Source organism: Paenibacillus sp. FSL K6-1122 (assembly GCF_037977015.1).
Taxonomy (GTDB): domain Bacteria; phylum Bacillota; class Bacilli; order Paenibacillales; family Paenibacillaceae; genus Paenibacillus; species Paenibacillus amylolyticus.
Window position 1 is genome coordinate 2,453,269 of sequence record NZ_CP150272.1, and the last position, 23,523, is coordinate 2,476,791.

Consider the following 23,523-nt stretch of genomic DNA (forward strand, 5'->3'; position numbering starts at 1 on the left):
TACAGAACTACGAATTCCCGAAATATAGTTATATGATTCTTTCGTCGTAAGTCTTAAAGATGATATTGCATATAAAAGCAATCCGAATTCGTCGTACCTAATAAGTATCCATTAAATGAATATGAAACGACACAATTTCATCCAGATTTGCACGTCAGAGCTGATAACTTCAGAGGGAGTGTACAAATATGAAAAGCAAAAGGGGTTACCGTTTTATCTTATTACTGAGTTGTTTGATCTTGTGTGCGAGCACAGCCTGTTCTTCGAAAGCCGTTGCCATTGGTTCTGTGGATAGTTATGAAACGATTCATGGTAACCTTGATGTGCCGGTAAGAGCGACGTGGGTGTGGGACACAACCCAGATTCGAAGCAATCCTCAAGAGTTGTTAAATTACGCTACAGCGAATAAGATCAATACGATCTATCTGCAGATGAACCGGGATGTAAAAATTCCTGATTATAAAAGTTTTATCCGTCAGGCCAGAGCCAAGAACATTGCGGTTGACGTCATGGATGGAAGATCAGCGTGGGGATTGACGGAAAGCCGGGAGCAGATTGCATCTTTCCTGGACTGGATCGAGGCATATCAGGCGCAGGCGTTGTCCAATGAAAAGTTTGCTGGTATTCATCTGGATATTGAGCCACATGTGCACCCGCAATGGAAAATCAATCAAGCCAGTGTGATTACGCAGTGGCAAGGCAATGTGGAGTACATTGTTGAGCGAGCATCACGGATGAAGATGCCAGTAGCGGCTGATCTGCCTTTCTGGCTTGATAACTACAAGATTCCGGGTTCCACGATGGCCGTAAGCAGTTGGATGATTCGCAAGTTTGATTCCATCACCATTATGGCTTACCGCGATACAGCTGCTGCAATCTATAGTGTAGCGAAGGATGAACTTGCAGAAGCAGCTCTGCTCGGCAAGACGATCTCGATCGCCGTGGAAACAAAGCAAAGCAAGGAAGGTGACTTCATTACTTTTTATGAAGAGGGATCTGCTTATATGGAAACACAATTAAAATTGGTCGAAAAAATGGCTTCAGTACATGCGTCCTTTAACGGTTTCTCCGTACATGAGTACACTTCATGGAAGACACTGAAAAAGTGAGAAACTGTTAAGCTTCAAAGCGTAAGGCTGATAGCAGCGAATGAGATGAGTTCTAACTGAGCCAGTGTGGCTCAGATCAGATCGTTACCTCACTCGTTCCCAGGAAAGTTGATAAAGTAGATAAAGAAGGTGTTTGCAGCTGAATAGCTGTGAGCACCTTCTTCTTTTACACCCTTTTACACCTGTACCAGGGCAGACTCCACTCCTACGTTCTCATAGAACATTTTGCGATACTGTGAAGGTGTAGTGGCTTTATGCTTTTTAAATGTAGTGATGAAGTAGCTTAGATGCTCAAAACCCACATCCATGGCGATATCAACAATTTTGTGATCCGTATTCTCAAGCTGAACGCAGGCCTGTTGAACGCGGTAATAGTTAATGTAATCAACTGGGGTTTTCTGCACCATCTGTTTGAAGAAACGACAGAAGTGCCCTTCACTCATATTGGCCTCATCAGCAAGTTCTTTCAGCTTTAATGGTTCAGGATAACGTTTGTGAATATAACTGAGCACGGATTTCAGGCGCTCTACCTTGTCATGACTCCCTGTAGCTACAGTGCCTTTGAGCGGAGCAGGTCTCATATGTTCGAACATTCGGGCAAATATGAGGTACAGGTACGCTTTTGTTGACATTTCACACGTTTCGGTTCGGGTGGCATGGTCCGCAAATATGCGTTTCAGGTGATCCAGAATTTCTTGTCCCCAATCCTCATCTGCCTTGATATGGCTTGGGGGAATCACCGTTTTGCGTACCAGTGGACCGATGAATTTCTCTTGGACCGTATCGAAGGCACGGCTGCCAAGCAGTTCGGGATTAAATACAATGGAAGAGAATACGCAGGGCACATCGCCCTTCAGATACCCCGCATGAATCTCACCTCGATTGATGAAAATGGCTTCTCCAGCTTGAACCTCAATGGTGTTCATATCAATTTGAAAGACGGCGCAGCCCTGGGTCACCATGGTGAACTCCATCTCATCATGCCAATGGCAATCCAGAATGCTATCCCCGTTCAGTTGTTGAATATCCGGGTACACACTGACGGGATACATGGCATTGCCGTGAATCCGGTCTTCCCGTAATCGCTCACGTTCCATATCAGATTCTCCTTTTGTATCATTATTAATGTAATCGTTTCCATAGATTGGTGATGATGTTCAAGAATCGGGTAGTTATTATCAAAATCGTGATATATTTGGTCAAAATAAGAGAAGAAATTCGTTATTAATATCAATATTATTATAATATAACCAAAGGGGGAAAGAAAACATGAAATTTACTGATGGATTCTGGATGACTCGTGAAGGGTACCAGATTCAAAACCCGACTGACATTCGTGATATTGTGCAAAAAGATAATTCTGTGACCGTATATGCGGCAACTAAATATATTCGCAGCAAAGGCGACACGTTGAACGGTACATTGCTGAAAGCAACGTACAGCTCACCAATGCCTAACGTTATTCGTGTAACCTTGAATCACCATAAGGGCGGCGTGAAAAAAGGGCCTGTATTTGAGCTTAACACACAAGAAGCCAACGTTGAGATCTCAAAAAATGAACAAGGTGCTGTTTTGAAAAGTGGCAACCTGGAAGTTCAAATCGACAAAACAAATGGTTGGGACGTTAGCTTCCTGTATGGAGGAAAACGGATTACAGGTAGCGGTCAAAGAGCTGCTGGTTATATTACAGGTCCAAGCAAGGAAGCGTACTTCCGGGAGCAGCTTGATCTCGGTATTGGTGAATACGTTTACGGACTTGGTGAGCGCTTCACACCGTTTGTTAAGAATGGTCAAATCGTCGATACCTGGAATGAGGACGGCGGTACAAGCAGTGAGCAGTCCTATAAAAACATTCCGTTCTACCTGTCCAATAAAGGATATGGCGTATTTGTAAACCATCCTGAACGCGTATCATACGAGATTGCATCCGAGAATGTATCTAAAGTTCAGTTCAGCGTAGAAGGCGAGACGTTGGAATACTTCATTATCGGCGGTGACAATCCAAAGGATGTACTTGATAATTATACGAAATTAACAGGTAAACCAGCGCTTCCACCGGCATGGACTTTTGGTCTGTGGCTGACAACATCATTCACAACGGATTATGATGAAGCAACGGTTAATCATTTCGTAGATGGTATGGCTGAACGTGATCTTCCACTTTCTGTATTCCATTTTGACTGCTTCTGGATGAAGGAATACCAATGGTCTGATTTTGTATGGGATGAAGCGATGTTCCCGGATCCGGAAGGCATGCTTGCACGTCTGAAAGAGAAGGGCCTTAAAATCTGTGCTTGGATCAATCCATATATTGCAGAAAAATCCTACTTGTTCGATGAAGGTATGGAGAACGGTTATCTGGTGAAAACAGCGGATGGCAGCGTATGGCAATGGGATATGTGGCAAGCAGGTATGGCTCTGGTTGACTTCACGAATCCGGATGCTGTGAACTGGTATAAGAGTAAGCTGGAAGTCCTGCTGGATCAAGGTGTAGATTCCTTCAAGACTGACTTTGGTGAAAGAATTCCGACAGATGTTGTGTACTTCGATGGTTCTGATCCGGTTAAAATGCACAACTATTATACACAGCTCTATAACAAAGCTGTATTTGAATTGCTCGAAGAGAAGATTGGCAAAAACGAAGCTGCCCTGTTTGCACGCTCTGCAACAGCAGGTGGGCAACAGTTCCCGGTTCACTGGGGTGGTGACTGCTCTTCCACGTATGAATCTATGGCTGAATCGCTTCGCGGTGGCCTCTCACTCGGGCTTTCCGGTTTCGGATTCTGGAGCCATGATATCAGTGGTTTTGAAAGCACAGCGAGCCCTGACGTATACAAACGCTGGGTACAATTCGGACTGTTATCTTCACACAGTCGCCTGCACGGAAGCACTTCCTATCGTGTGCCTTGGCTGTTTGACGAGGAATCCGTGGACGTTGTTCGTGACTTTACCAAACTCAAAATCAGCCTGATGCCGTACCTGTACAATTCTGCGGTTGAGTCAACGGTAAAAGGTATTCCGATGATGCGCGCTATGCTGCTGGACTTCCCAGAGGACCCAACAACATACAGCCTGGATACGCAATATATGTTTGGTGACTCGATTCTGGTGGCTCCAATCTTCAACAAGGAAGGTGATGTGCGTTATTACCTGCCTGAAGGAACTTGGACGAACTATCTGACAGGAGCGAAAGTACAAGGTGGACGCTGGATCAGTGAAAACCATGACTTTAAAACACTACCAATGATGATTAAGCCAAACAGTCTGATCGCTGTGGGTGCGGTGGATAGCAAACCGGATTATGACTTTGCAAATGATGTGTCCTTGCACTTGTTCGAACTGGCTGATGGTCAAACGGCTCAAGCTGTTGTTGTGAACCAAGCGGCTGAACAGGAGCTGACAGTTAACGTTACACGTAAGGGATCAGTGCTGGATGTTCATGCTGAAGGTGCAGGTAAACCTTGGAACATCGTACTTCGCGGTATTGAAAGTGTATCCAGCGTTGAAGGTGGTTCCCAAGTGTCTGGTGCAAATGGTGTTGTTGTTACGGCAGCAACAGGCGCAAGCGCGCTTACAATCCAACTGTAAAATGATATAGTAAAAGAAAAGGACGGTGCCGAAAGGTGCCGTCTGTTTGTCTACGATGATAGGAGATTGAATGAAATGAGTACAATGAATTCGGGTTTGCACTGCACGATATCAGCAGAGATGCTACATCAACTGGTAGAAATTCATTTTGGAAGCGATACCAAAGTGAAGGAGTTTGGTCTCCTGCAAGGTGGACTTTTTAATACAACCTATCGGATTCACCTTGAACATACATCCTATACGGATGTGATTTTACGTTTGGCTCCAGAGCGGGGAGAGATGGCGGCTGGTTCTGCGAGTGATCCCCTATTTTCGTTTGAACGTACGATGATGGCGGCTGAACCGATTGTGTATGAATATTACCGTAAGGCAGGCATTCCTGCTCCCAACATTATCGCTTGTGATGACAGCGGATCGATCATTCCAAGAACGTACATGTTTATGGAGTTTATCCCGAGTAAGCAGCTGGATCACGCATCGATTTCAGATATAAACAAAGAGCGATTGTACCATCAGCTTGGCGCCTATACCGCCATCATGCATCAGATCGAGGGTGCTTCGTTTGGCTGGCCGCAGGGTGATGGGACGATTAGAGGCTCGGATCAATGGTCCGAGGTGCTGCACTCTTTTGCAGAAGAAACAGCACTTAAAGCGGCACGAGCCGATTATATGCCAGGTGTCGGAGAAGAGATCGTAGCTATATTCATGAAAAATAAAGACTTATTTGATCAAGTGATCCGTCCGGTACTCGTTCATAATGACCTGTGGGAAGCCAACGTGCTTGTTCATCAGGAAAACGGTGAGCTGAACATTGCGGCCATCATTGACGGAGATCGTTCCATGTTTGCAGACAGGGAGTTTGAAGCCATATTGTCGTCAGAATCAGCGGCTTTTCATGAAGGATATGATCGTCCACTGGACTCATCCGCTGAAGGACAGGCACGCAGGCTTGCCTATCGAATACTGTCTTCGTATTTTAATGCCTACGTTCATGAACATCAGGTCAATCAACCTGAAGATGGTCAGAAGTATCACCAGCGCACGCTGGATTTACTGGAGCAATGGAAGCAACTTGGACTTAACTAATTCGCAGGGGGAATGAAGGATGAAGGAGTATCATCAATACCCGATGTGGGATGCGTCACTTTCACTTGAGGAAAGGTTGGATGACCTGATTGCACGGTTGACAACGGAGGAGAAGATCAGACTAATTCCTACACGCGAAGCAGCTGTACCAAGACTGGGCATTCCAGCCTACAACGTTGGGGGCGAAGCTGCCCACGGGGTTGCATGGAAAGGGGAGGCGACGGTATTTCCGCAACCTCTCGGTCTATCGAGTACCTGGAATACGAGACTTATGCGGGAGATTGGTTCAGTCATTGGCGATGAAGCTAGGGCATATCATCACCGTGATCCTGAAGTTCACGGGCTAACTTTGTGGGCACCAACGGTTGATCTGGAACGTGACCCACGCTGGGGTAGAACAGAAGAGGGATATGGCGAGGATCCGGTCCTCACGGGAGAAATGTCGGCGGCTCTCGTCAAAGGTATGCAGGGGAATGATCCTTTTTATCTGAAAATGGTTGCGACATTGAAACACTTTTTTGCCAATAATAATGAGAAAGATCGGCTGAATTGTTCATCCAGCATTGATCCGCGCAATCTGCATGAATATTATTTAAAAGCATTTGAGACACCATTTGTGGAAGGTGGAGCCTTGTCCATGATGACAGCTTACAATTCCATCAATGGTACACCTGCCATTGAAAGTCCATATGTGAATGATGTGGTTAAGGGTGAGTGGGCGATGCCCGGTTTTATTGTATGTGATGGTGGGGATTTGTCCCAGACGGTCGATTATCACCGTTACCATACCAGCCATGCCGAGTCAGCAGCAGGTGCATTGAAGGCAGGAGTGGATTGTCTTACAGATGAAGTTGATCTTGTTGTATCTGCTCTGGAGGAGGCTCTTGACCGGAATCTGTTGGAAATAGCTGATTTGGACAGAGCGATCCGCAACATCTTTGGTGTGCGAATGCGACTTGGACAACTCGATCAGTCCGGGCTCAATCCATATTCGTCTATTCCCGAGTCGGTATTATGTGCACCGGAACATGCCAAACTTAGTTATCGTGCCGCTGCCGAATCGATTGTTTTGCTCCAAAATGATGGATTACTTCCCTTGCAGGCAGAAGCGTTGCAGAAAATCAGTGTGATTGGGCCACTTGCGGATGTTGTCTATACCGATTGGTACAGTGGCACACTGCCTTATCGTGTATCCGTCCTCGATGGATTGCGCAATCGGCTACCTGAAGCAGACGTGACCTATGTGGATGGGAATGACCGTATTCAGCTGAAGACAACAAACGGTCAGGTTATAACCTTGGGTGTGGAAGGTACACTCGTCGCTATACCGGAAGTCAGTGCACCTACTGCCGCCGAATTTGAACATCAGGATTGGGGTTGGGGAAGTCATACGCTGAGAAGTGTAAACAATAATCGATACGTTAGTTTAACCGAGCAAGGCATATATCAGGCAAACGCACCGGAGATTGGTGGCTGGTTTGTGAAGGAAGTTGTTCGTATAGATCCTCTAACGGATGGAAGTAACACCTTGCGGACGTGGAACGGTATCCCTGTTGGACTGAGCGAATATCAGGGACAATCTGCTGTATCACCACTCCGGCCACAAGGAGAAAAAACTACAGCTACAGGTACAACTCAGGGTAATGTGAGTGCCTCTGGACACGCAATTCAATCACCAGGTAATACACAGAGACCTTCTGCATTCAATATTGATATTGTGAAACGCGGAATACAACAAGCCGTAGAAGCTGCACGTGGCAGTCAGGCATCTGTCGTTGTTGTTGGCAACAGCCCATATATCAACGGCAAAGAAGAAATTGACCGCCCAAGTCTGCTGCTTCCGCCGAGTCAGGTCGAGCTTGTCAAAGCCGTGTGTGAAGCCAATCCCAATACAGTGGTTGTCATTATGGGCAGTTATCCATTTGCCTTGCAGGAGTTGAAAGGTATTGCCCGCGCAATCGTTTATATGACACATGCAGGTCAGGAATTGGGGAACGCGCTTGCAGATGTACTGTTAGGTCATTATGCCCCTGCAGGTAGATTAAATATGACATGGTATGAAGACGAATCACAGCTTCCTGACATGATGGATTATGACATCATTCAGAATGGCATGACTTATATGTATCATGAAGGACCGGTTCAATATGCATTTGGTCATGGCCTGACGTATTCCGAATTCGAATACGAAGCGATTCGTGTAAGTCGCAGTGCTTCGGGGGAATCCACCACCACAGATCAATTGAAGATTGAGGTGGAGGTACACAATAAGGGTGAACGTGACAGTGATGAAGTTGTTCAGATCTATGGATCTTCACATACCTCGCGTGTGAAACGTGCTCAGAAGCAACTGCTTGCTTTCCGTCGTGTTCATGTCAAAGCAGGGATGCGTGTTACGATAAGTTTCGAAGTTCCTGTTCAGAAGCTGGCGTTATGGGATGTTACCCGAGATCGATACTGTGTGGAGACAGCGACCTGGGCCATCCTGGCAGGGCGTTCTTCCACAGATATACGTCAGTCGGCTGATATTAAAATTGAAGGTGAGACGATTCCGGATCGTCCGTTACACTTGCTTACCTTTGCCGAGAATTACGATGCTTGTGCAGGTGTTCTTCTGGATGAATGTCTGGAAGGGCGTTCGGCAGTTCGGGCAATCACTCCGGAAGAACCTTTATATCGAGAGGAGCAGTCGTCTTGGATCGCTTTCAACCATAATGCTGTTCAAGAAGTACAAGGATTTGAAGCCAGAGTGGCAGCTTTTGGGGAAGAGGGAAGACTGGAGATTCGTTCCGAAGGACTGGAGGGCGAACTGCTCGGTGTGTGTGAAGTTTCTGGACCTGGAGGCAGTGTGAATGGGAAAGATATCAAGTGGACAACAGTTCAGTGTTTGCTTGAGGCGCCACATAAGGTGAATGCGCTATATATTGTCTTCAAAGGTGGAGCAGCGTTACGGCACTTTAGATTGTTGTAGTTGTAGCATGTCCTGAATAATCAACCTCCGAAACAAGCACAATAATGCTGTTGTGTGTAGAATCTGTAAAGGTGGTTGTGGTATGAACGATAAAAAGTGGGACCTCGTCGCACTTGCTTCCATCCCTTTAATTATGACCTTGGGTAATTCCATGCTAATACCGATCCTGCCACAGATTGAACGTGAGTTGAAGGTATCTGCATTTAAGGTCAGTATGCTCATTACAGTCTACGCTGTAGTTGCCATCCTGCTTATTCCTCTTGCAGGGTACTTGTCGGATCGTTTTGGCAGAAAAGCAGTTATCATTCCCAGCCTCGTTATTGCAGCCGTCGGAGGTGCTGTCGCTGGTGTGGCAGCATGGATGCTGAACGGAAACATAGCCTACTGGACCATTCTGGGTGGCAGGTTATTGCAGGGAATAGGTGCTGCTGGCGCATTTCCTATTGTTATCCCGTTGGTTGGGGACATGTTCAATGATGAGAACGAAGTAAGCAAAAGCCTAGGTATCATTGAGACCTCGAATACGTTTGGTAAAGTCATAAGTCCGATTCTGGGTGCAGCGCTGGCGGTCTGGTTGTGGTATGCGCCATTCATGGCTATTCCTATCCTTTGTGTACTTTCTCTGGTTCTTGTTATTTTCCTGGTGAAGACTCCCCGGAAAAAAGAAAAGCCTCCCACCTTTCCTGAATTTGTAGCATCCATTCGTGACGTATTAAAAGAAAAGGGACGCTGGTTGTATGCGTTGTTTGCAATCGGCGGTATTTGCATGTTTGTCATCTTTGGTGTGTTATATTATCTATCCGAGACGCTGGAGAGCGAATTTGCCCTGAAAGGTGTACTTAAAGGACTTGTCCTTGCGATTCCGCTGGCAGCGTTATGTCTTTCTTCTTTCCTGGCAGGGAAGTGGATTGGGAAGAACAAAACACGAATGAAATGGCTTGGCTTTGCAGGACTTGCGCTTCTGACGGTATCCCTTGGCGTTATAGGTTTATTCGATAATATTTATGTTGTAGTAGGTCTTTTCACATTGGGGAGTGCCGGAATAGGTGCAACGTTACCATGTCTGGATGCCTTGATTACAGAAGGCGTAGACAAAAAACAGCGGGGCACAATCACGGCTCTGTTCAGCAGCATGCGATTCATTGGGGTATCTCTCGGTCCACCTGTCGTTTCTTTGTTGATCGGTTCTCATCATTTCCTGCTTTTTGGTGTGCTCGCCGCGTCTGGCGCCGTGGGCGGATTGCTCACCTTATTTGCAGTTAAGCCGGATAAGGGAGATCAACCTACTTCAGGAAGCAAGCAGAAACAGGATGAAACATCTATGGATGTGATCGAGACGAGTAGAAGGTATGCTCCCATAGGTCGCAAGAAAAGTCCATTTTAGATAGACGGTGCTGTACGCTGCGTTCATTTCGATGCTGTCTTAAGTGTAACATTCAGATTTGTTCCAAAAAAAACGCGTTTACGCCTAAGAAAGCGGATGAATTTGCTTTCTCGGTGTAAACGCGTTTCTCGTTTCTATGAGCAGAATGACTTTAACCAATCATTCGTGTTTGCTCTTATTCGACTGGCTTGTTTCGGTGTTGCCGGCTCCAGATTCTGAATTCTTGGATTGATCTTGAGGTGGTTCCGTTGCGGTAATATGCGTATGAGCGAGCAGAGCATGAGGTTCAATGGAGAAGCTGCCGCTTCGTTTTCCCTGAATCAGATATATAAGCAAGAACAGAATCATAAACATCACGGAATATCGATACATATCGGTATAACTGGTTATGGCCGCAATGGCACCAAGAAGAAGGGCACCGGTCGCGATACCCAGATCCAGCGAGTTTAAAAACATACCATTAGCCATACCCCGTTGAGTAGGAGATACAACTTGAATCATCCAGGTCTGCAGAGACGACTGCATGGAACCATAACCGACTCCGTAGATAAAGGCAGCAATGAACAGGAGGGACATGGAGGTTGCATACGAGAGCAGAATGAGGCCGACAGCAACGAATATTGCCCCTGGAATGAGCAGTGCTTTTGGCCCTTTATTGTCATAGATCCGTCCTGCAAATGGTCTAACCAATAACACGGCGAGTGCATTGAACAAAAAGAACAGCGCAGGATTGGCCAGATTGGCTTCCTTACCATACAAAACGATGAATCCGACAAGCCCGCCATAGGTGATGGATAATAGGCAATTCAGCACACTGGGCAGAATCAGCTTGCGGTTGAAAGGTGTCTTCTGTTTTGGGTTGGACCCTGAAGCACTTGTTGTGGCTTGTGGCATGATGGTTGTACTGTTATCGGTTCTGACTGCTTTTTTGCGTGTCAGCGAATAACTCAGTGGATAGATCACAGCGAGCACACCCGCAGTACATAACATCAGGGTTACAAAACCTGCTCCCTGGAGCAGAGTGACCCCAATGATTGGCCCCATAGACATAGCCAGGCTAGTTGATAGACCAAAGTAACCCATACCTTCACCCATTCGTTTCACGGGCACAATGTCCGAGGCCATCGTTGGAAAAGCGGTACTGCTCATACCAAACCCGATACCAAACAACATTCTGAGCAACAAGAGCACAGCTATGCCGGCAGCAAAATAATAGCCGAGCGTTGCCAGCAGGGCTACGGACAGGCCTATATAGATCATGGCGTTACGAAGACCCTTCTCCAGTGCTTTCGCGGAATAGAGACGGGCTGCTATGGCACTTAGTGCAAACAGACAGGTGAATAAACTTACTTCAAATGCATTGGCGTGAAATCGCTCCTGAACGTAGGACGGAAGCGGAGAGACAATCATGTGCAGTTGCAAGAACAACAAGAAGTTGCACAGCATCAGCAGTATAAAATCGGTAGTCCATAGTCTAACTTGTTGTGTAGATTGTTCTTTCATGATGATGTATTCCCCCTGAGTTGTGATTCATTACAAGTTGCGGTTAATGAGGGAAAGAGTATGTTTAAATGCTCCCATCTGGTCTTCGGATATACCTTCAGCAAGTTCTTTATTCATTTCTCTTTCAATCGGAACGAGGATATCAATTAACGCTTTGCCTTCCGTGGTGAGATATAACAGATAGGCTCTGCGATCCTGTTCGCTGGTCCGGCGTTCTACCCAGCCTTTTTTCTCAAGCAGATCAATAATCCGCGCAGTGGTGGGTTGGTCTTTGAAGACACGTGCAGCGAGCTCCTTCTGATTCACACCTTCACCGCGGTCAACATTAAAGAGAACAGAAAATTGCTCTGTCGTAATATCATAAGGTTTGAATCGCGTCGCAAGTAAAGCTACAGCTTTACGATGTGTGAAACCCAGCATGAATCCAACAGATTGTTCCAGTGTATAGTCCATGTGATTGCTAGACCTCGCTTCCATAATAAAATGTCCCAATTAATTAGTTGTTACAACAACTATATGTCAAACAAGTATTTTTGTCAAAATGAAATATTCTCATATCGAACTTACGTGTGCGCTGTGCAATGATCCGAAAATACTGTTAGAATAGGGATGAAACCGCTTTTATAGAATCGATGTCTAGCGTGCTTGAAGAATGGAGAAAACCAATCTGCTCTAACTGATGTTGGAGTTGAACAAGGAGAGCTGTGTATGCTAAAGAATATACCCGCAATAATACCTCCAGAGTTACTCAAAATCATGTCCGAAATGGGTCATGGAGACGAGTTGGTTCTGGCGGATGGCAATTTCCCCGCAGCCAGTCATGCCAAGCGACTAGTACGTTGTGATGCACTGGGAGTTGTTGAACTGTTGGATGCCATCCTGCAATTATATCCACTGGATACCTATGCTGAGCGTCCCGCTGCTGTCATGCAGGTTGTGAAAGGGGATCAGGTGATCCCGATCATATGGGAAGACTACCGCCGGTTGATTGAAGAATATGAAGGCATCACGGATGCTTTTGATCATGAAGAACGATTTGATTTTTATAAACGGGCTTCGAATGCCTATGTGATTGTTGCAACTGGTGAGCGAGCGCAATACGCCAACCTGATTTTGAAGAAAGGCGTCATTTTCCCCGATGCTGATCCTGGTCAGGAACAGCAGAATGCTGAATCGAACTGAATAATTACGGCGACGGAGCAGTGGATGCTTTGGTCGCCTTTTTTATTTTTGCCAATACGAAGTAAATATAACAAAACGTACAGAATTGGCATGGACTAGATAAGCAGGATGCAATCTGGAAACGCGCATGAACGAATGTCAGCTCACTGCTCAAGATACTACAAACTTTGATGCAGATGATGAATGGGGAAAAGGGAAGGACTGTTTTACAATTGAAAGAAATACAAAGGGGGAGACGATGCTCTCCATCCCAGAGGAGTTGAGTGAAATGCAGCACCGAATCAGACAAGCGGGTCTTCTTGATAGTAACGAAGTGGGACGTTTGTTCAATGAGTACAGGATGTTCTACAACCAAAATGCTGATATTGAGGCAGCACGTCAGTATATTAGAGAACGAATGGAAGGCCATGAATCGGTGATTTTGGTAGCAGAAAAGCCACTCTCGAAAGGCTTAATTTGTACTGGATTCGTTCAGCTATATCCCAGTTTTAGTTCGGTATCGATGGGGCCTGTCTGGGTGCTTAATGATCTATATGTGCATCCGGATTATCGTCAGCAAGGCATTGCCAGGAAGCTCTTGCAAGCAGCCAAGCAATTGGCATCTGAGCGAGGAGTTCTTCGTATATCACTCTCAACTGAGTTAAGTAACAAACAAGCGCAAGCTTTATATGAATCCGAAGGATATGCACAGGATACCAAATTCATGTATTATGAACTTAACGTATAAGAGGTTGCTCCAAAAGATGGACTATATGAATGAATGGCACACTTGTGTCGTCGGCAACAAGGGAGGGGAGTCGCAACATGATGCAGTGGATTGCCATGATCACGATGTTAATTGATCATATAGGGGCTGTCTTTTTTCCACATATTATAGAGTTGAGGATCATAGGTCGTATCGCTTTTCCAATCTATGCTTTTGCAGTGTATATCGGTTATAAACATACACGAGACGTACAAAAATACATATGGCGGCTGTTCTGGATTGCGATCATATCACAGGTGCCGTTCATGGCTGCGTTTAATCATTATTCTCTGAACGTGGTGTGGACATTGTGGTCAGCCCTGTTGGTATTATTCGTTATCGATAAATTGCCATCCAAACTACTAGGGATTCCGATTGTAATTGGAGCAGGGTGGTTCATGGAAATTAGCCAAATGGATTACGGGATGTACGGGTTGTTATTGGTTCTGTTATTCCGTTATTTCCAGGGTCCTGTACTTGTCGTGGCACATGTCTTGTTAAATGCACTATATCTTCTGCTGCATAACAGCTCTGTGCAAATGTATAGTGTGCTCGCAACAGCCGGCATTGCTATTGCTCAGTATTACCAAGCGGGATTCCGTATGAAGGGGCCACGTTGGGTCTGGCGTTATTTCTATCCAGCTCATCTTGCCATCATTGCAATTATCCGATGGGTCTAAAAATGATCCGAAAATGCGAAGAAAAGAAGCCATCTTATCGTCAGTGAATGATGATAGATGGCTCCTTTTCTTGTGACCTTATTTATTAATTAAATGCTAATGATAAAGTGAACTTACTCCATTGCTGTAGAAGTGCCGTTATGGCGCCGGATTGCAGACGGGAAATATCCAATCTGAACGGCGTAGTCTAACATGGCGGAGATGAAGCGATCATCTGTTTTTGCACATGAGATGCCAGCAGGTTCCACATAAGCCGTTGTCACAGGGCAAGCATAGACATATGCTGAATCCTTCGCACCGTCGCCTTCAAGCTGTGCAATAGCCAACTGAAGAGCTTCCGGCTCTTTGCTGATGCTCGCATCGAACAACCAACGTGTGTAATCGGCGAAAGGTAGCGTTTCGACTTCGTAACCAGCCCGATTCACAGAACGGATCAGCTCATCATAACGGATGGGCTCCGGATTACAGATGTGGAATACACGACCGGCGGTATCCTGACGTAAGGCCAGATGAACGATAGCTTCACTTGCATAGTTGATCGGTGTAAAATCAACCATCCAGTCAGCCGCAGGAGCCTTGCCGAGCAATAACATCGCTTTGATCATACGATAAAAGGCGTTGCTATCAATATTGGACTGGAAGCGTCCAGTTTCGGAGTGGCAAGTGAGATTACCTGCACGATAGATGCTGACAGGTACACCTTCCTCTGCCGCAATCATAAGCACTTTCTCGGCTTCAAGCTTGCTGTCCGAATACAGGTTGTCCACATGCAAATCAGCCGGGAACCGATCATATTGCAGGGAAGATTCCCATTGTCCGCTGAGTGCGAGATCTTCCGGAATACCCATCGTGGATACATGGTGGAAGGAAGCACCTGGTTTGCTGCGAATCAAGTCCAGCAATGCGACCGTTCCTTCCACGTTTGTTTTGGCGAACTGACCGGCATCGCCGAAATGACGTACGTCTGCAGCGCAGTGGATGACACGGTCAATTCGATCCTGAACATAAGCCCTTTGTTCAGCGGACAGACCGAGATTAGGTTGTTCGAGATCCCCTTCAATAATCTCCACGCGAGTGGAGAGTTGGTCAGTCAGTTGTTTGCCGAAATAACCTTCCAGCACGTTAGTCAAACGTTCCATTGCAGTTATTTCATTGGATGGTCGACGAACAAGGGTGTAGATCCGTGTACTGGAATTCAGAATTAACTGTTGCAGCACATGAGAGCCCAGATAACCAGTTGCTCCAGTCAGCAACACATGCTCAGGTTCACGAATGAGCGGATACCCCAACTGGGGCGTTAGCTCCACAGGGTGTTCGGATAATTGTGTAATCATACCATCGGTCACCACTGAATCCGTAACTACTGCTGCACTGAGAGACAATACTTCCACACGACGAGCGAGAGCACGGACTGTTTTCTCGGCAAAGAAGTCGGCAATGTTCAGTTGCGGATAATGTGGCTTCAGAATAACCAGTACATGAATAACCCGGAGTGAATCCCCACCGATATTGAAGAAGCTGTCTTCGACACCGAAGTCATCGTGCTGAAGGATTTCTTTCCATGCGTCCAAGATAATGGATTCCGTCTCCGTCTCAGGCATGACCCGGTCAGGGCGATCTTCATGTCGTTCCACATGAGGCAGGGATACCATCGCTTTGCGATTGATTTTTCCAGTCGGTGCAATCGGCATTTCATCCAGCTGACAGATCCACTTTGGTACAAAATAAGATGGAAGTTTTTCCGTCAGTTCTGCCTTGATGTCCGAAACAGAAAGGGTACTGCCATCTTTCGATGTAAAGTAACCAACCAGCATATTTTGTCCATCGGATTCTTTCTTCGGAATGACCGCAACGTTCTGGATCTGATCAAGCCGTGCAAAGTGATCTTCAATCTCCCCGATCTCAATCCGGTGACCACGAATTTTTAGCTGAGAGTCACTGCGACCAACATATTCCAGCATCCCGGTATCCAGCAATTTGGCAATATCGCCAGACTTGTAGATTTTCTCACCTATCGCAAACGGGTTTTCAATGAATGCTTGCGCTGTACGTTCTGGCTGATTCAGATAACCTTTGGCCAATGCAGGGGTAGCAATATATACCTCACCAGGTACACCTGCCGGACAGAGCTGTTGTTCTTCATTTACAATGTATACTTTGTAGTTATGAATCGGTTTACCGATAGGGATGTTCACCACATGTTCAGGAACCTGCTCACTGATGCGGTGAGTAGTTGTGGCTACTGTACATTCGGTAGGTCCGTACACATTAACAATATCAATCTGGTTTCCGAATTTGCGCTGGAAGGCACGAACCTGTTCACCATATAACGCTTCTCCGGCTACAGTAATGATTCTGACTTTGGCCAGCTTGTGGAAACCTTCATGGGATAAGTAGGAAGCAAGCTGATTGAAGAAAATCGTAGGCAGTATCGTAATGATGGTTGTTCCTGTCCGTTCAATTGCACTTGCGAATTCTTCAACGGATACACGTTCTTCCGCAGACAACAGATATAATTCTGCTCCATAGAACAAGGCGCCAATGGTATCCCACACGGATGCATCAAAGCTGTATGTAGCAAACTGGGTTAATACATCACCTGGTTGAATGTCACAATCACGCTGAACCACACTGCCAAGATTGGTTACACCCCGGTGGGCAATCAGTGCACCTTTGGGTTTACCGGTCGACCCTGACGTGTAGATAATATACGCAAGATCATCGGGCTGAATATCCAGATTTGGGTTACTTGCTGCAAATCCGGCTAAACGACCATCCACAGCGAGAATCTGACGGACCGTAGCTATACTGGAGAACAAGCTGGAAGCTTGGGCATAAGAAGCCTCCGTTGTCAGCACGAAGGAGGATGCCGTATCTTCCACGATATAACTGTTACGTTCTTGTGGATGCTCAGGGTCGATAGGAACATACGCACCACCTGCCTTCAGAATACCAAGCAGGGAGATGATCGTCTCCAGACTTCGATCCATAAAGATACTGACGAATTCACCTTTCTGCAATCCATTGGATAACAGAACACGTGCAACCTGATTAGCTCGTTCATTCAATTCCCTGTACGTATAACTTTTGGATGGCGATGTTATCGCCGGTGAATCTGGATATGCCGCTGCCGTTGCTTCGAACCAGCCATGAACCGTTTGATTCTCTGGTTCGAGAACAGAAGTATCATTCATTTCACGGTAAAGCAATCGATCTGAGGCGGAAAGAATATCTACCGTACCGATTGCTTTCTCACCGTCACGCACGAGGGCGAGTAGAAGAGTCTGATAATATTCTGCATATCTCAGCACGGTAGACTCTTTTAACAGTGAACTATCATAGAACAGATCGAGGATGAGCATGTTCTGATCATCTCGAACGTTCCAGTTTAATATTTGAGGAGCTTGAGGCAACTGTACACTATTCAGCATAAAAAACGATTCAGGGTATCCACCGTTTTGCAACGTGTATTCAATCTTGAGCTGCTCTGAAACTTGATGACATAGTTGGCTGAAGGTCAATTTCCCCTGAATCTGTAATGAAAGATAGGAAGCTGCCTGATCGGGGGAAAGTATACCTATGGCAAGTTCCTGTTCAGCTGACAATCGGAATAACAAGGCTGCATAAGCTGAGAGTAGTACCGGGTACACCATCTGTTCTCCATACTTCTGTTTAAGTTCACGGCTCAGAGAAGCATGTAATGTGATTTGAGCAGACTGATAAGAGAATGATTGTTGACGTCGCCCAAAATCCAGTGGAATCTGCAGAACTGGCAAGCTAGATTCCATGGAATGGGAAGAAGATGGTTGGTTTTCAATCACTTCAGTTATTCCTCCTTGGTTCAAACCGAATGTTTGTGGATTTGAATTATTGTTTGCTTACATTGAAATGAGAGATCAATTCTTGGAGTTCCTCAGACATGCTGTTAAGGCGTGTGGAGGAGTCTACCAGTGTAATCAAAGATGCTTTTTGCTCATCAACAGATGAGGAAATTTGTTCACTGCTGTTTGCTGTCTTGCTTACGCTTGAAGACAAGTCGTCCGCTGTAGCGGTCATTTCCTCCGTACCCGCAGAGATTTCTTCTGTCGCGCTTGATACTTCCTGAATCTGATTAGATACTTTTTTCGCTGCTTCTAAAATATCTTCGAACAGTTGTCCTGTTTGATCGGCTACGCTGAGTCCTGTATCTACTTCTGACGTACCTTGTTCCATTGCACGTACAGCTTGTTTAATTCCAGCTTGAATCTCTTGGATCAATACGCCAACCTGGCTGGTTGCTTGTTCAGACTGCTCGGCAAGTTTGCGTACTTCACCTGCAACAACTGCAAATCCTCTTCCTTCTTCACCAACACGAGCTGCTTCAATGGAAGCATTAAGAGCAAGCAAGTTGGTCTGGCTGGAGATACCCGAGATGATATTGAGAATATCGCCGATTTCCTGTGAACGACTCTCCAGAACCTCAATGGCAGAAGCGGTATTCTTAACCGATTCCGTAATCAGATTCATCTGTTCAGACACCTGACGGACAACACTGTTACCTTGTTGCGAACGACGTTCCATCTCATAGGCTTCATCCGCTACACTTGCCGAGCTGCTGGCAATCGTCTGGATCACGGTAGCCATCTCTGACATGGCACGTGCACTATCCCGGGTTGCCTGTTCCTGTGAACGAATGTTGGAAGTGATTTGAGTTACATTATTATTGATAGAATCTGCATTCTCACTGTTGCGCTCGGAAACTTCATATAGCTCTTTGGCAGACTGATTTACTTCTTGTGACGTGATTTGCACTTTAACGATAGTATCGTTGATTTTGCGAACCATGGTGTTGAACTTCTCGTTAACGAGTCCCAGATCGTCTTTGCCTGTCGGAATGTTGACATTCAAATTACCCCGACTTACGTCATCAATTCCTTTGATCAAGTGACGGATAGGGGAAAGTGTGTTTTTAACTACAAGGTATTGGATAATCAGGAATAACAGCAAGAAGGCTACAAGGATGATAATTCCGTTTTTGAGCAAGGAGTTTAGTCCCGCAGGTACGGCTGATGCATCTGCATCAACGGCAAAATATGAGAAAATCTTTCCGTTGCTGTCTTTGATTGGATATGCAATGGTTGTCCATGTTCCGAAATCATCGGAATAAAATGTTGTGAATGTTGGGCGATCCGTATTAAGCATTTCTTTCAGTGCATTGGCTACAACGACCGGCTGCTCATACATGTCACCAATATTTACGTTCTCACTTTGAAAAGCCTCTCTTAGATTGGTGGGCATCGCTACAAGGGAAGTTAATCTCTTGTTATCGCCACCGAGCTCAACACCGAAGATGTAGGCCTGTGCAATGTTAGGATAATATTCTTGCATCTCATCGAAATACGCTCGTAATTTCGTTTGTGTTGCTCCATCATAGCTACCTTCCGCAATAGCAGCTTGTACCTCGGTAGGATTGATATCTTCAGCCCACTTTTTGGTAATTTGTTCCACCTGTCCATGCAGCTGTTCAACAAGAACTGTTTTTTGAAAATAGTAACTGCTTGCGATAAGTGCTACCCCGATGATAACGATATTGGTAAATGAGAGTAACAAATTTTTGGAGAAAAACGACATGCTTTTCCAACTTAATGATTTCACTAAATTCCACTCCTGATCTTCTTTAAATTAAGAAACTTTAGGGTTGCATTGGTACAGTGAACTAGATCATTCCGTGATCCCCTCCAAAGGAAATTTATGCGACCATGGTCTTGGTTTATCAGTCGCTTTCGTAGAGACTTATGTACCGTATGAACCATAGGTGTCTAATTATTAAAACACATCTATAATTAATATGTCGTATAAAATGTCGTTAAATTGAATAGTATCGTTAAATTTTTTTTAATATTTTACGTATTTATGGACATATCAGATGGTTTATAGGTATTTAGAACTGTTTATTTTAAAATTTCCCATTTTTTAGCTTCATTCTGTATTCTATAACATGGTGGGTAAAAATACATCCTTCAACAAACAAAAATATGATGGCAGAGATGCAACAGAAGGCACGGATATACATCGGAAGCGGTTTTATCTATAATAACTACATATGCATTTCTCAAATTATGAGCAGCGGGGGTTTATAGATGAATCTTAAACAGATAGCAGCAGAGCGTGCGGCAGAATATGTTGAAGATGGAATGAAGGTTGGATTGGGTACAGGTTCAACAGCTTATTATGCCATCTGCCGGATCGGTGAGCGGGTACGTGATGGATTGAACATTCAAGCGGTAGCCACTTCAGAGGCTTCGGACAAGCTTGCCCGTGAATGGGGGATTCCCATCGTCCCATTTGACCAGATTGGACGTCTGGATCTGACCATTGATGGCGCTGATGAAGTAGATCCCGAATTTAACCTGATTAAAGGGGGGGGCGGGGCTCTTTTGCGTGAGAAAATCGTGGCGGCCAATAGTGACAAATTGATTATTGTAGCGGATGGCAGCAAAGCCGTGCAAAAGTTGGGGAAATTCCCGCTTCCAGTTGAGGTGGTTCCATTTGCTTCTGAGTGGACCTTCCAGGCGCTAGAAAAATTGGGGTGTCAACCACAGTGGCGGATGGATGGACAGCAACGTTATCTGACAGACAACGGAAACCTGATAGCAGATTGCCACTTGGAGGCGATTGATCACGCTGCGGACCTTAATGTTCAATTGAACATGTTACCAGGTGTTGTTGATAACGGACTATTTGTGGATATGGCTAGTACAGTCATTCTTGCCAATGCGGACGGAAGTATCGAAGAGCTTCATCGTTCTTAATATGGAAGAGGGTGCTTTTCATCGTATGAAAGAACTGCCAATCGTTGATGGGGAACTTGTACTCAGGTGTGTGGAGAAACAGGATCTGAAAGAACTCTACGAATTGATCTACAGTGATGACGTACCTGAATGGAAGCAATGGGATGCACCCTATTACCCACTTAAACACGAAAGTTATGAAAGTTTTGAACAAGGTATGCTCAAACGTATGGAAGTAGGTCCAGGCGATTCCAAACCCGTATCAATCCGTATTATTGAATCCGACAGACAAATTGTGGGTACAATCAGCTATTACATAGAAGATGAGTTATCCATGTGGCTGGAAATGGGGATTGTAATATACAGATCTGTCCAGTGGGGACGCGGGGTTGGCACACGCTCACTTACCATGTGGTCAAGTCATTTGTTCGAACAGATGCCTTTGGTTCGGGTTGGATTGACTACTTGGTCTGGTAATGAACGTATGATGCGTGCGGCTGTGAAAGCCGGATTACAGGTGGAGGGGCGAATGAGGCAGTGTCGTATCGTTCGCGGGCAGTACTATGATTCAATTCGTATGGGGATGCTCCGTGAGGAGTGGGAGCAGAAGCTGGCCCCTCATACGAGCCGAAATGTAAACAACTGATGGAGGATTATTGAAATGCTGAACACGGAGGACAATCGGGAACTGTCTTTACAATTATTCGTGGTTCTTGTTCGGGCCTACAATTCTGTGACCTCACGTTCCAATCGGGACATCCAGAGTCACGGACTGAATACGACAGAATTTGGTGTGCTTGATTTGTTATATCATAAGGGACCACAGGCATTGCAAAAGATTGGTGAAAAGGTGTTAATGTCCAGTGGTAATATTACGTATGTTGTAGATAAGTTGCAAAATAAAAATCTGCTGTTTCGTCGACCTTCCAAGGAAGATCGGCGTGTCATTTACGCTGAGTTAACCGAGGAAGGAAGAGAATTGTTCACACAGATATTTCCTCAACACCATCAGGTCATCATTGATGCTTTGGAAGGACTTGACCCTTCCGAGAAAGTAGCTGCGATTAAGATGTTGAAGAAGCTGGGACTGGCGGCAGAAGGGAAAACTGACTTGCGTTCATAACGCAGGTCAGTTTTTTTTGTGGATCTCGAAAAGTATAGGTATATACTGGCTGACTGACTTGCAAGGCCCTCCATAATATAGGAAGATTGTTCTATACATTCATCGTGTGTAAAACATGATTATCGAAAGTTCATGTATAATGGAACATAACGATTAAGAGCGGAATGGATGGATTGGATCAAGTAGAAGAACCTATCCCGATTGCAAGTTAGCTAACATCAATCTCATTCTGGATTAGTCACGAATGAAGATTGAGTGTGATGCGGGTATGAGGAGGGGTGCATCTATGAGTCATCAAGAAGCAGGAGAACGTTTGCTCCAAGAATCTGCGAACTTAGCTGATAAAATAACGGAGAAACAGTATCTCAGACAGCCCGATTTACTTGAGCGATTTGGCGAGAATGGAAAAATGCGAACCAAACAGGATTCGGAGTATAGCTTGAACTATTTGGCAGAAAGTGCGCTCGTACAGAGTCCAGGTCTGTTTACTCAGTATATTGCCTGGCTGAAAGTTCTACTTGAGGGTTATAAGGTATCACCAGAAGACCTGGCGATTAATCTCAATCTGATCAAAGAGACATTGGAAGAAGAATTTGACCATCCGTCAAAGGCACTTCTGCTCGAGTATCTGGAGATGGGAATATATAGAACAACACATATGGAGTCACAGGCGGGTTACATCAACGAATCCATGCCATATGGAGATGCCGCGCAATCGTACTTGCAGTGTTTGCTTGAGAATAAACGGAAAGAAGCCTTTGAGATCATTGAAGCCCAGTTAGAAGCCGGGGTGACGATTCGTGATATTTATCGATATATCTTTCAGACTACCCAATATGAAATTGGACGATTGTGGCAATGCCATCGTATTAGTGTGGGGCAGGAACACTTTTGTACGGCAGCGACCCAGTCATTCATATCACGTCTCTATTCTCGCTGGCTGATTCATACGGGTCAGGATAAAAAACTAGTGGCTACCTGTGTAGGCAGTGAACAACATGAGATCGGACTGCGTATGCTCACAGATGTGTTCGAGATGGAAGGTTGGGATACGCACTATCTGGGGGCCAATGTTCCCAATGGAAGTGTAATAGAGGCTATAGAGCGGCATCAGGGCGATGTTGTTGCGATTTCAGTTACGATGACGTATCACCTTCATCTGGCCAAAGAGTTGATTCATCTGATCCGTCATCATCCGGCAACGGCACATGTGAAGATTATGGTGGGGGGATATCCCTTTAATATTGATCAGGAGTTGTGGAAAACGATAGGAGCTGATGGTTATGCTCCAGGAGCCGATGAAGCGGTAGCGGTTGCAGAACAATTGCTGGCTCAGCCAGCTACATGTAATCAGCTTGATATGGTTAGGGATTAAGAGAGGG

General features: G+C 45.4%; 17 protein-coding genes. 12 read left to right on the forward strand and 5 right to left on the reverse strand.

The genetic code is table 11. The annotated features are described in order from the left end of the window. Positions 1–188 precede the first annotated feature (188 nt). Positions 189–1,109, forward strand: coding sequence for a hypothetical protein (locus tag NSQ20_RS10965; protein ID WP_340032430.1), 921 nt, complete (start codon positions 189–191; stop codon positions 1,107–1,109). Positions 1,110–1,285: 176 nt separating this feature from the next. Here the strand turns inward: NSQ20_RS10965 and NSQ20_RS10970 are convergent, their stop codons facing one another. Next, positions 1,286–2,206 (reverse strand): AraC family transcriptional regulator, encoded by a 921-nt coding sequence (locus NSQ20_RS10970; protein ID WP_340032431.1) that lies wholly within the window; start codon positions 2,204–2,206, stop codon positions 1,286–1,288. 172 nt (positions 2,207–2,378) lie between these two features. Here NSQ20_RS10970 and yicI point away from each other — a divergent pair, with 172 nt between their 5' ends. The 4 genes from yicI to NSQ20_RS10990 all read left to right on the forward strand — a co-directional run bounded on the left by yicI (position 2,379) and on the right by NSQ20_RS10990 (position 10,138). Beyond that, positions 2,379–4,697 carry an alpha-xylosidase gene (yicI, locus tag NSQ20_RS10975; protein WP_340032432.1) on the forward strand — a complete coding sequence of 773 codons (2,319 nt, stop codon included), beginning with the start codon at positions 2,379–2,381 and terminating at the stop codon, positions 4,695–4,697. Between the two features lie 75 nt (positions 4,698–4,772). Beyond that, positions 4,773–5,783: an aminoglycoside phosphotransferase family protein gene (locus NSQ20_RS10980; protein ID WP_340032433.1), complete on the forward strand. Its 1,011-nt coding sequence runs from the start codon at positions 4,773–4,775 to the stop codon at positions 5,781–5,783. Positions 5,784–5,802: 19 nt separating this feature from the next. Further along, positions 5,803–8,754 carry a glycoside hydrolase family 3 C-terminal domain-containing protein gene (locus tag NSQ20_RS10985; protein ID WP_340032434.1) on the forward strand — a complete coding sequence of 984 codons (2,952 nt, stop codon included), beginning with the start codon at positions 5,803–5,805 and terminating at the stop codon, positions 8,752–8,754. Positions 8,755–8,836: 82 nt separating this feature from the next. Next, positions 8,837–10,138 (forward strand): MFS transporter, encoded by a 1,302-nt coding sequence (locus tag NSQ20_RS10990; protein ID WP_074094512.1) that lies wholly within the window; start codon positions 8,837–8,839, stop codon positions 10,136–10,138. 159 nt (positions 10,139–10,297) lie between these two features. On the opposite strand, the gene NSQ20_RS10995 is transcribed toward NSQ20_RS10990, so the two are convergent. Both NSQ20_RS10995 and NSQ20_RS11000 read right to left on the reverse strand, forming a co-directional pair. After that, complete coding sequence (locus tag NSQ20_RS10995; RefSeq protein ID WP_340032435.1) at positions 10,298–11,641, reverse strand: MFS transporter; 1,344 nt, start codon at positions 11,639–11,641, stop codon at positions 10,298–10,300. Positions 11,642–11,671: 30 nt separating this feature from the next. Beyond that, positions 11,672–12,118: a MarR family transcriptional regulator gene (locus NSQ20_RS11000; RefSeq protein WP_340032436.1), complete on the reverse strand. Its 447-nt coding sequence runs from the start codon at positions 12,116–12,118 to the stop codon at positions 11,672–11,674. A 231-nt stretch (positions 12,119–12,349) separates the two neighbouring features. Between NSQ20_RS11000 and NSQ20_RS11005 the strand changes: the two genes are divergently transcribed. From NSQ20_RS11005 to NSQ20_RS11015, 3 genes are all read left to right on the forward strand, one after another. Next, positions 12,350–12,823: an RbsD/FucU domain-containing protein gene (locus NSQ20_RS11005; RefSeq protein WP_036609525.1), complete on the forward strand. Its 474-nt coding sequence runs from the start codon at positions 12,350–12,352 to the stop codon at positions 12,821–12,823. Positions 12,824–13,061: 238 nt separating this feature from the next. Further along, the gene (locus NSQ20_RS11010; RefSeq protein WP_340032437.1) at positions 13,062–13,550 is read left to right on the forward strand and encodes a GNAT family N-acetyltransferase; all 489 of its coding nucleotides are present in this window, start codon (positions 13,062–13,064) and stop codon (positions 13,548–13,550) included. A 77-nt stretch (positions 13,551–13,627) separates the two neighbouring features. Continuing rightward, on the forward strand, positions 13,628–14,248 hold the full coding sequence (locus NSQ20_RS11015) for a TraX family protein (RefSeq protein WP_237176010.1): 621 nt from the start codon (positions 13,628–13,630) through the stop codon (positions 14,246–14,248). Positions 14,249–14,361: 113 nt separating this feature from the next. Here NSQ20_RS11015 and NSQ20_RS11020 read toward each other — a convergent pair whose 3' ends face one another. Both NSQ20_RS11020 and NSQ20_RS11025 read right to left on the reverse strand, forming a co-directional pair. Continuing rightward, positions 14,362–18,069 (reverse strand): amino acid adenylation domain-containing protein, encoded by a 3,708-nt coding sequence (locus NSQ20_RS11020; RefSeq protein WP_340032438.1) that lies wholly within the window; start codon positions 18,067–18,069, stop codon positions 14,362–14,364. A gap of 46 nt (positions 18,070–18,115) precedes the next feature. Then, positions 18,116–19,858 carry a methyl-accepting chemotaxis protein gene (locus tag NSQ20_RS11025; protein ID WP_076249981.1) on the reverse strand — a complete coding sequence of 581 codons (1,743 nt, stop codon included), beginning with the start codon at positions 19,856–19,858 and terminating at the stop codon, positions 18,116–18,118. Between the two features lie 509 nt (positions 19,859–20,367). On the opposite strand from NSQ20_RS11025, the gene rpiA reads away from it, so the two are divergent. The 4 genes from rpiA (at position 20,368) to NSQ20_RS11045 (ending at position 23,516) form a co-directional block, all read left to right on the forward strand. After that, positions 20,368–21,039: a ribose-5-phosphate isomerase RpiA gene (gene rpiA, locus NSQ20_RS11030; RefSeq protein ID WP_047842431.1), complete on the forward strand. Its 672-nt coding sequence runs from the start codon at positions 20,368–20,370 to the stop codon at positions 21,037–21,039. Positions 21,040–21,064: 25 nt separating this feature from the next. Further along, on the forward strand, positions 21,065–21,664 hold the full coding sequence (locus NSQ20_RS11035) for a GNAT family protein (protein WP_340032439.1): 600 nt from the start codon (positions 21,065–21,067) through the stop codon (positions 21,662–21,664). 15 nt (positions 21,665–21,679) lie between these two features. Then, entirely contained in the window at positions 21,680–22,141 is a 462-nt protein-coding gene (locus NSQ20_RS11040) for a MarR family transcriptional regulator (protein WP_036670259.1), read from the forward strand. Between the two features lie 286 nt (positions 22,142–22,427). Beyond that, entirely contained in the window at positions 22,428–23,516 is a 1,089-nt protein-coding gene (locus tag NSQ20_RS11045; RefSeq protein ID WP_340032440.1) for a cobalamin-dependent protein, read from the forward strand. The last annotated feature ends 7 nt before the right edge of the window (positions 23,517–23,523 follow it).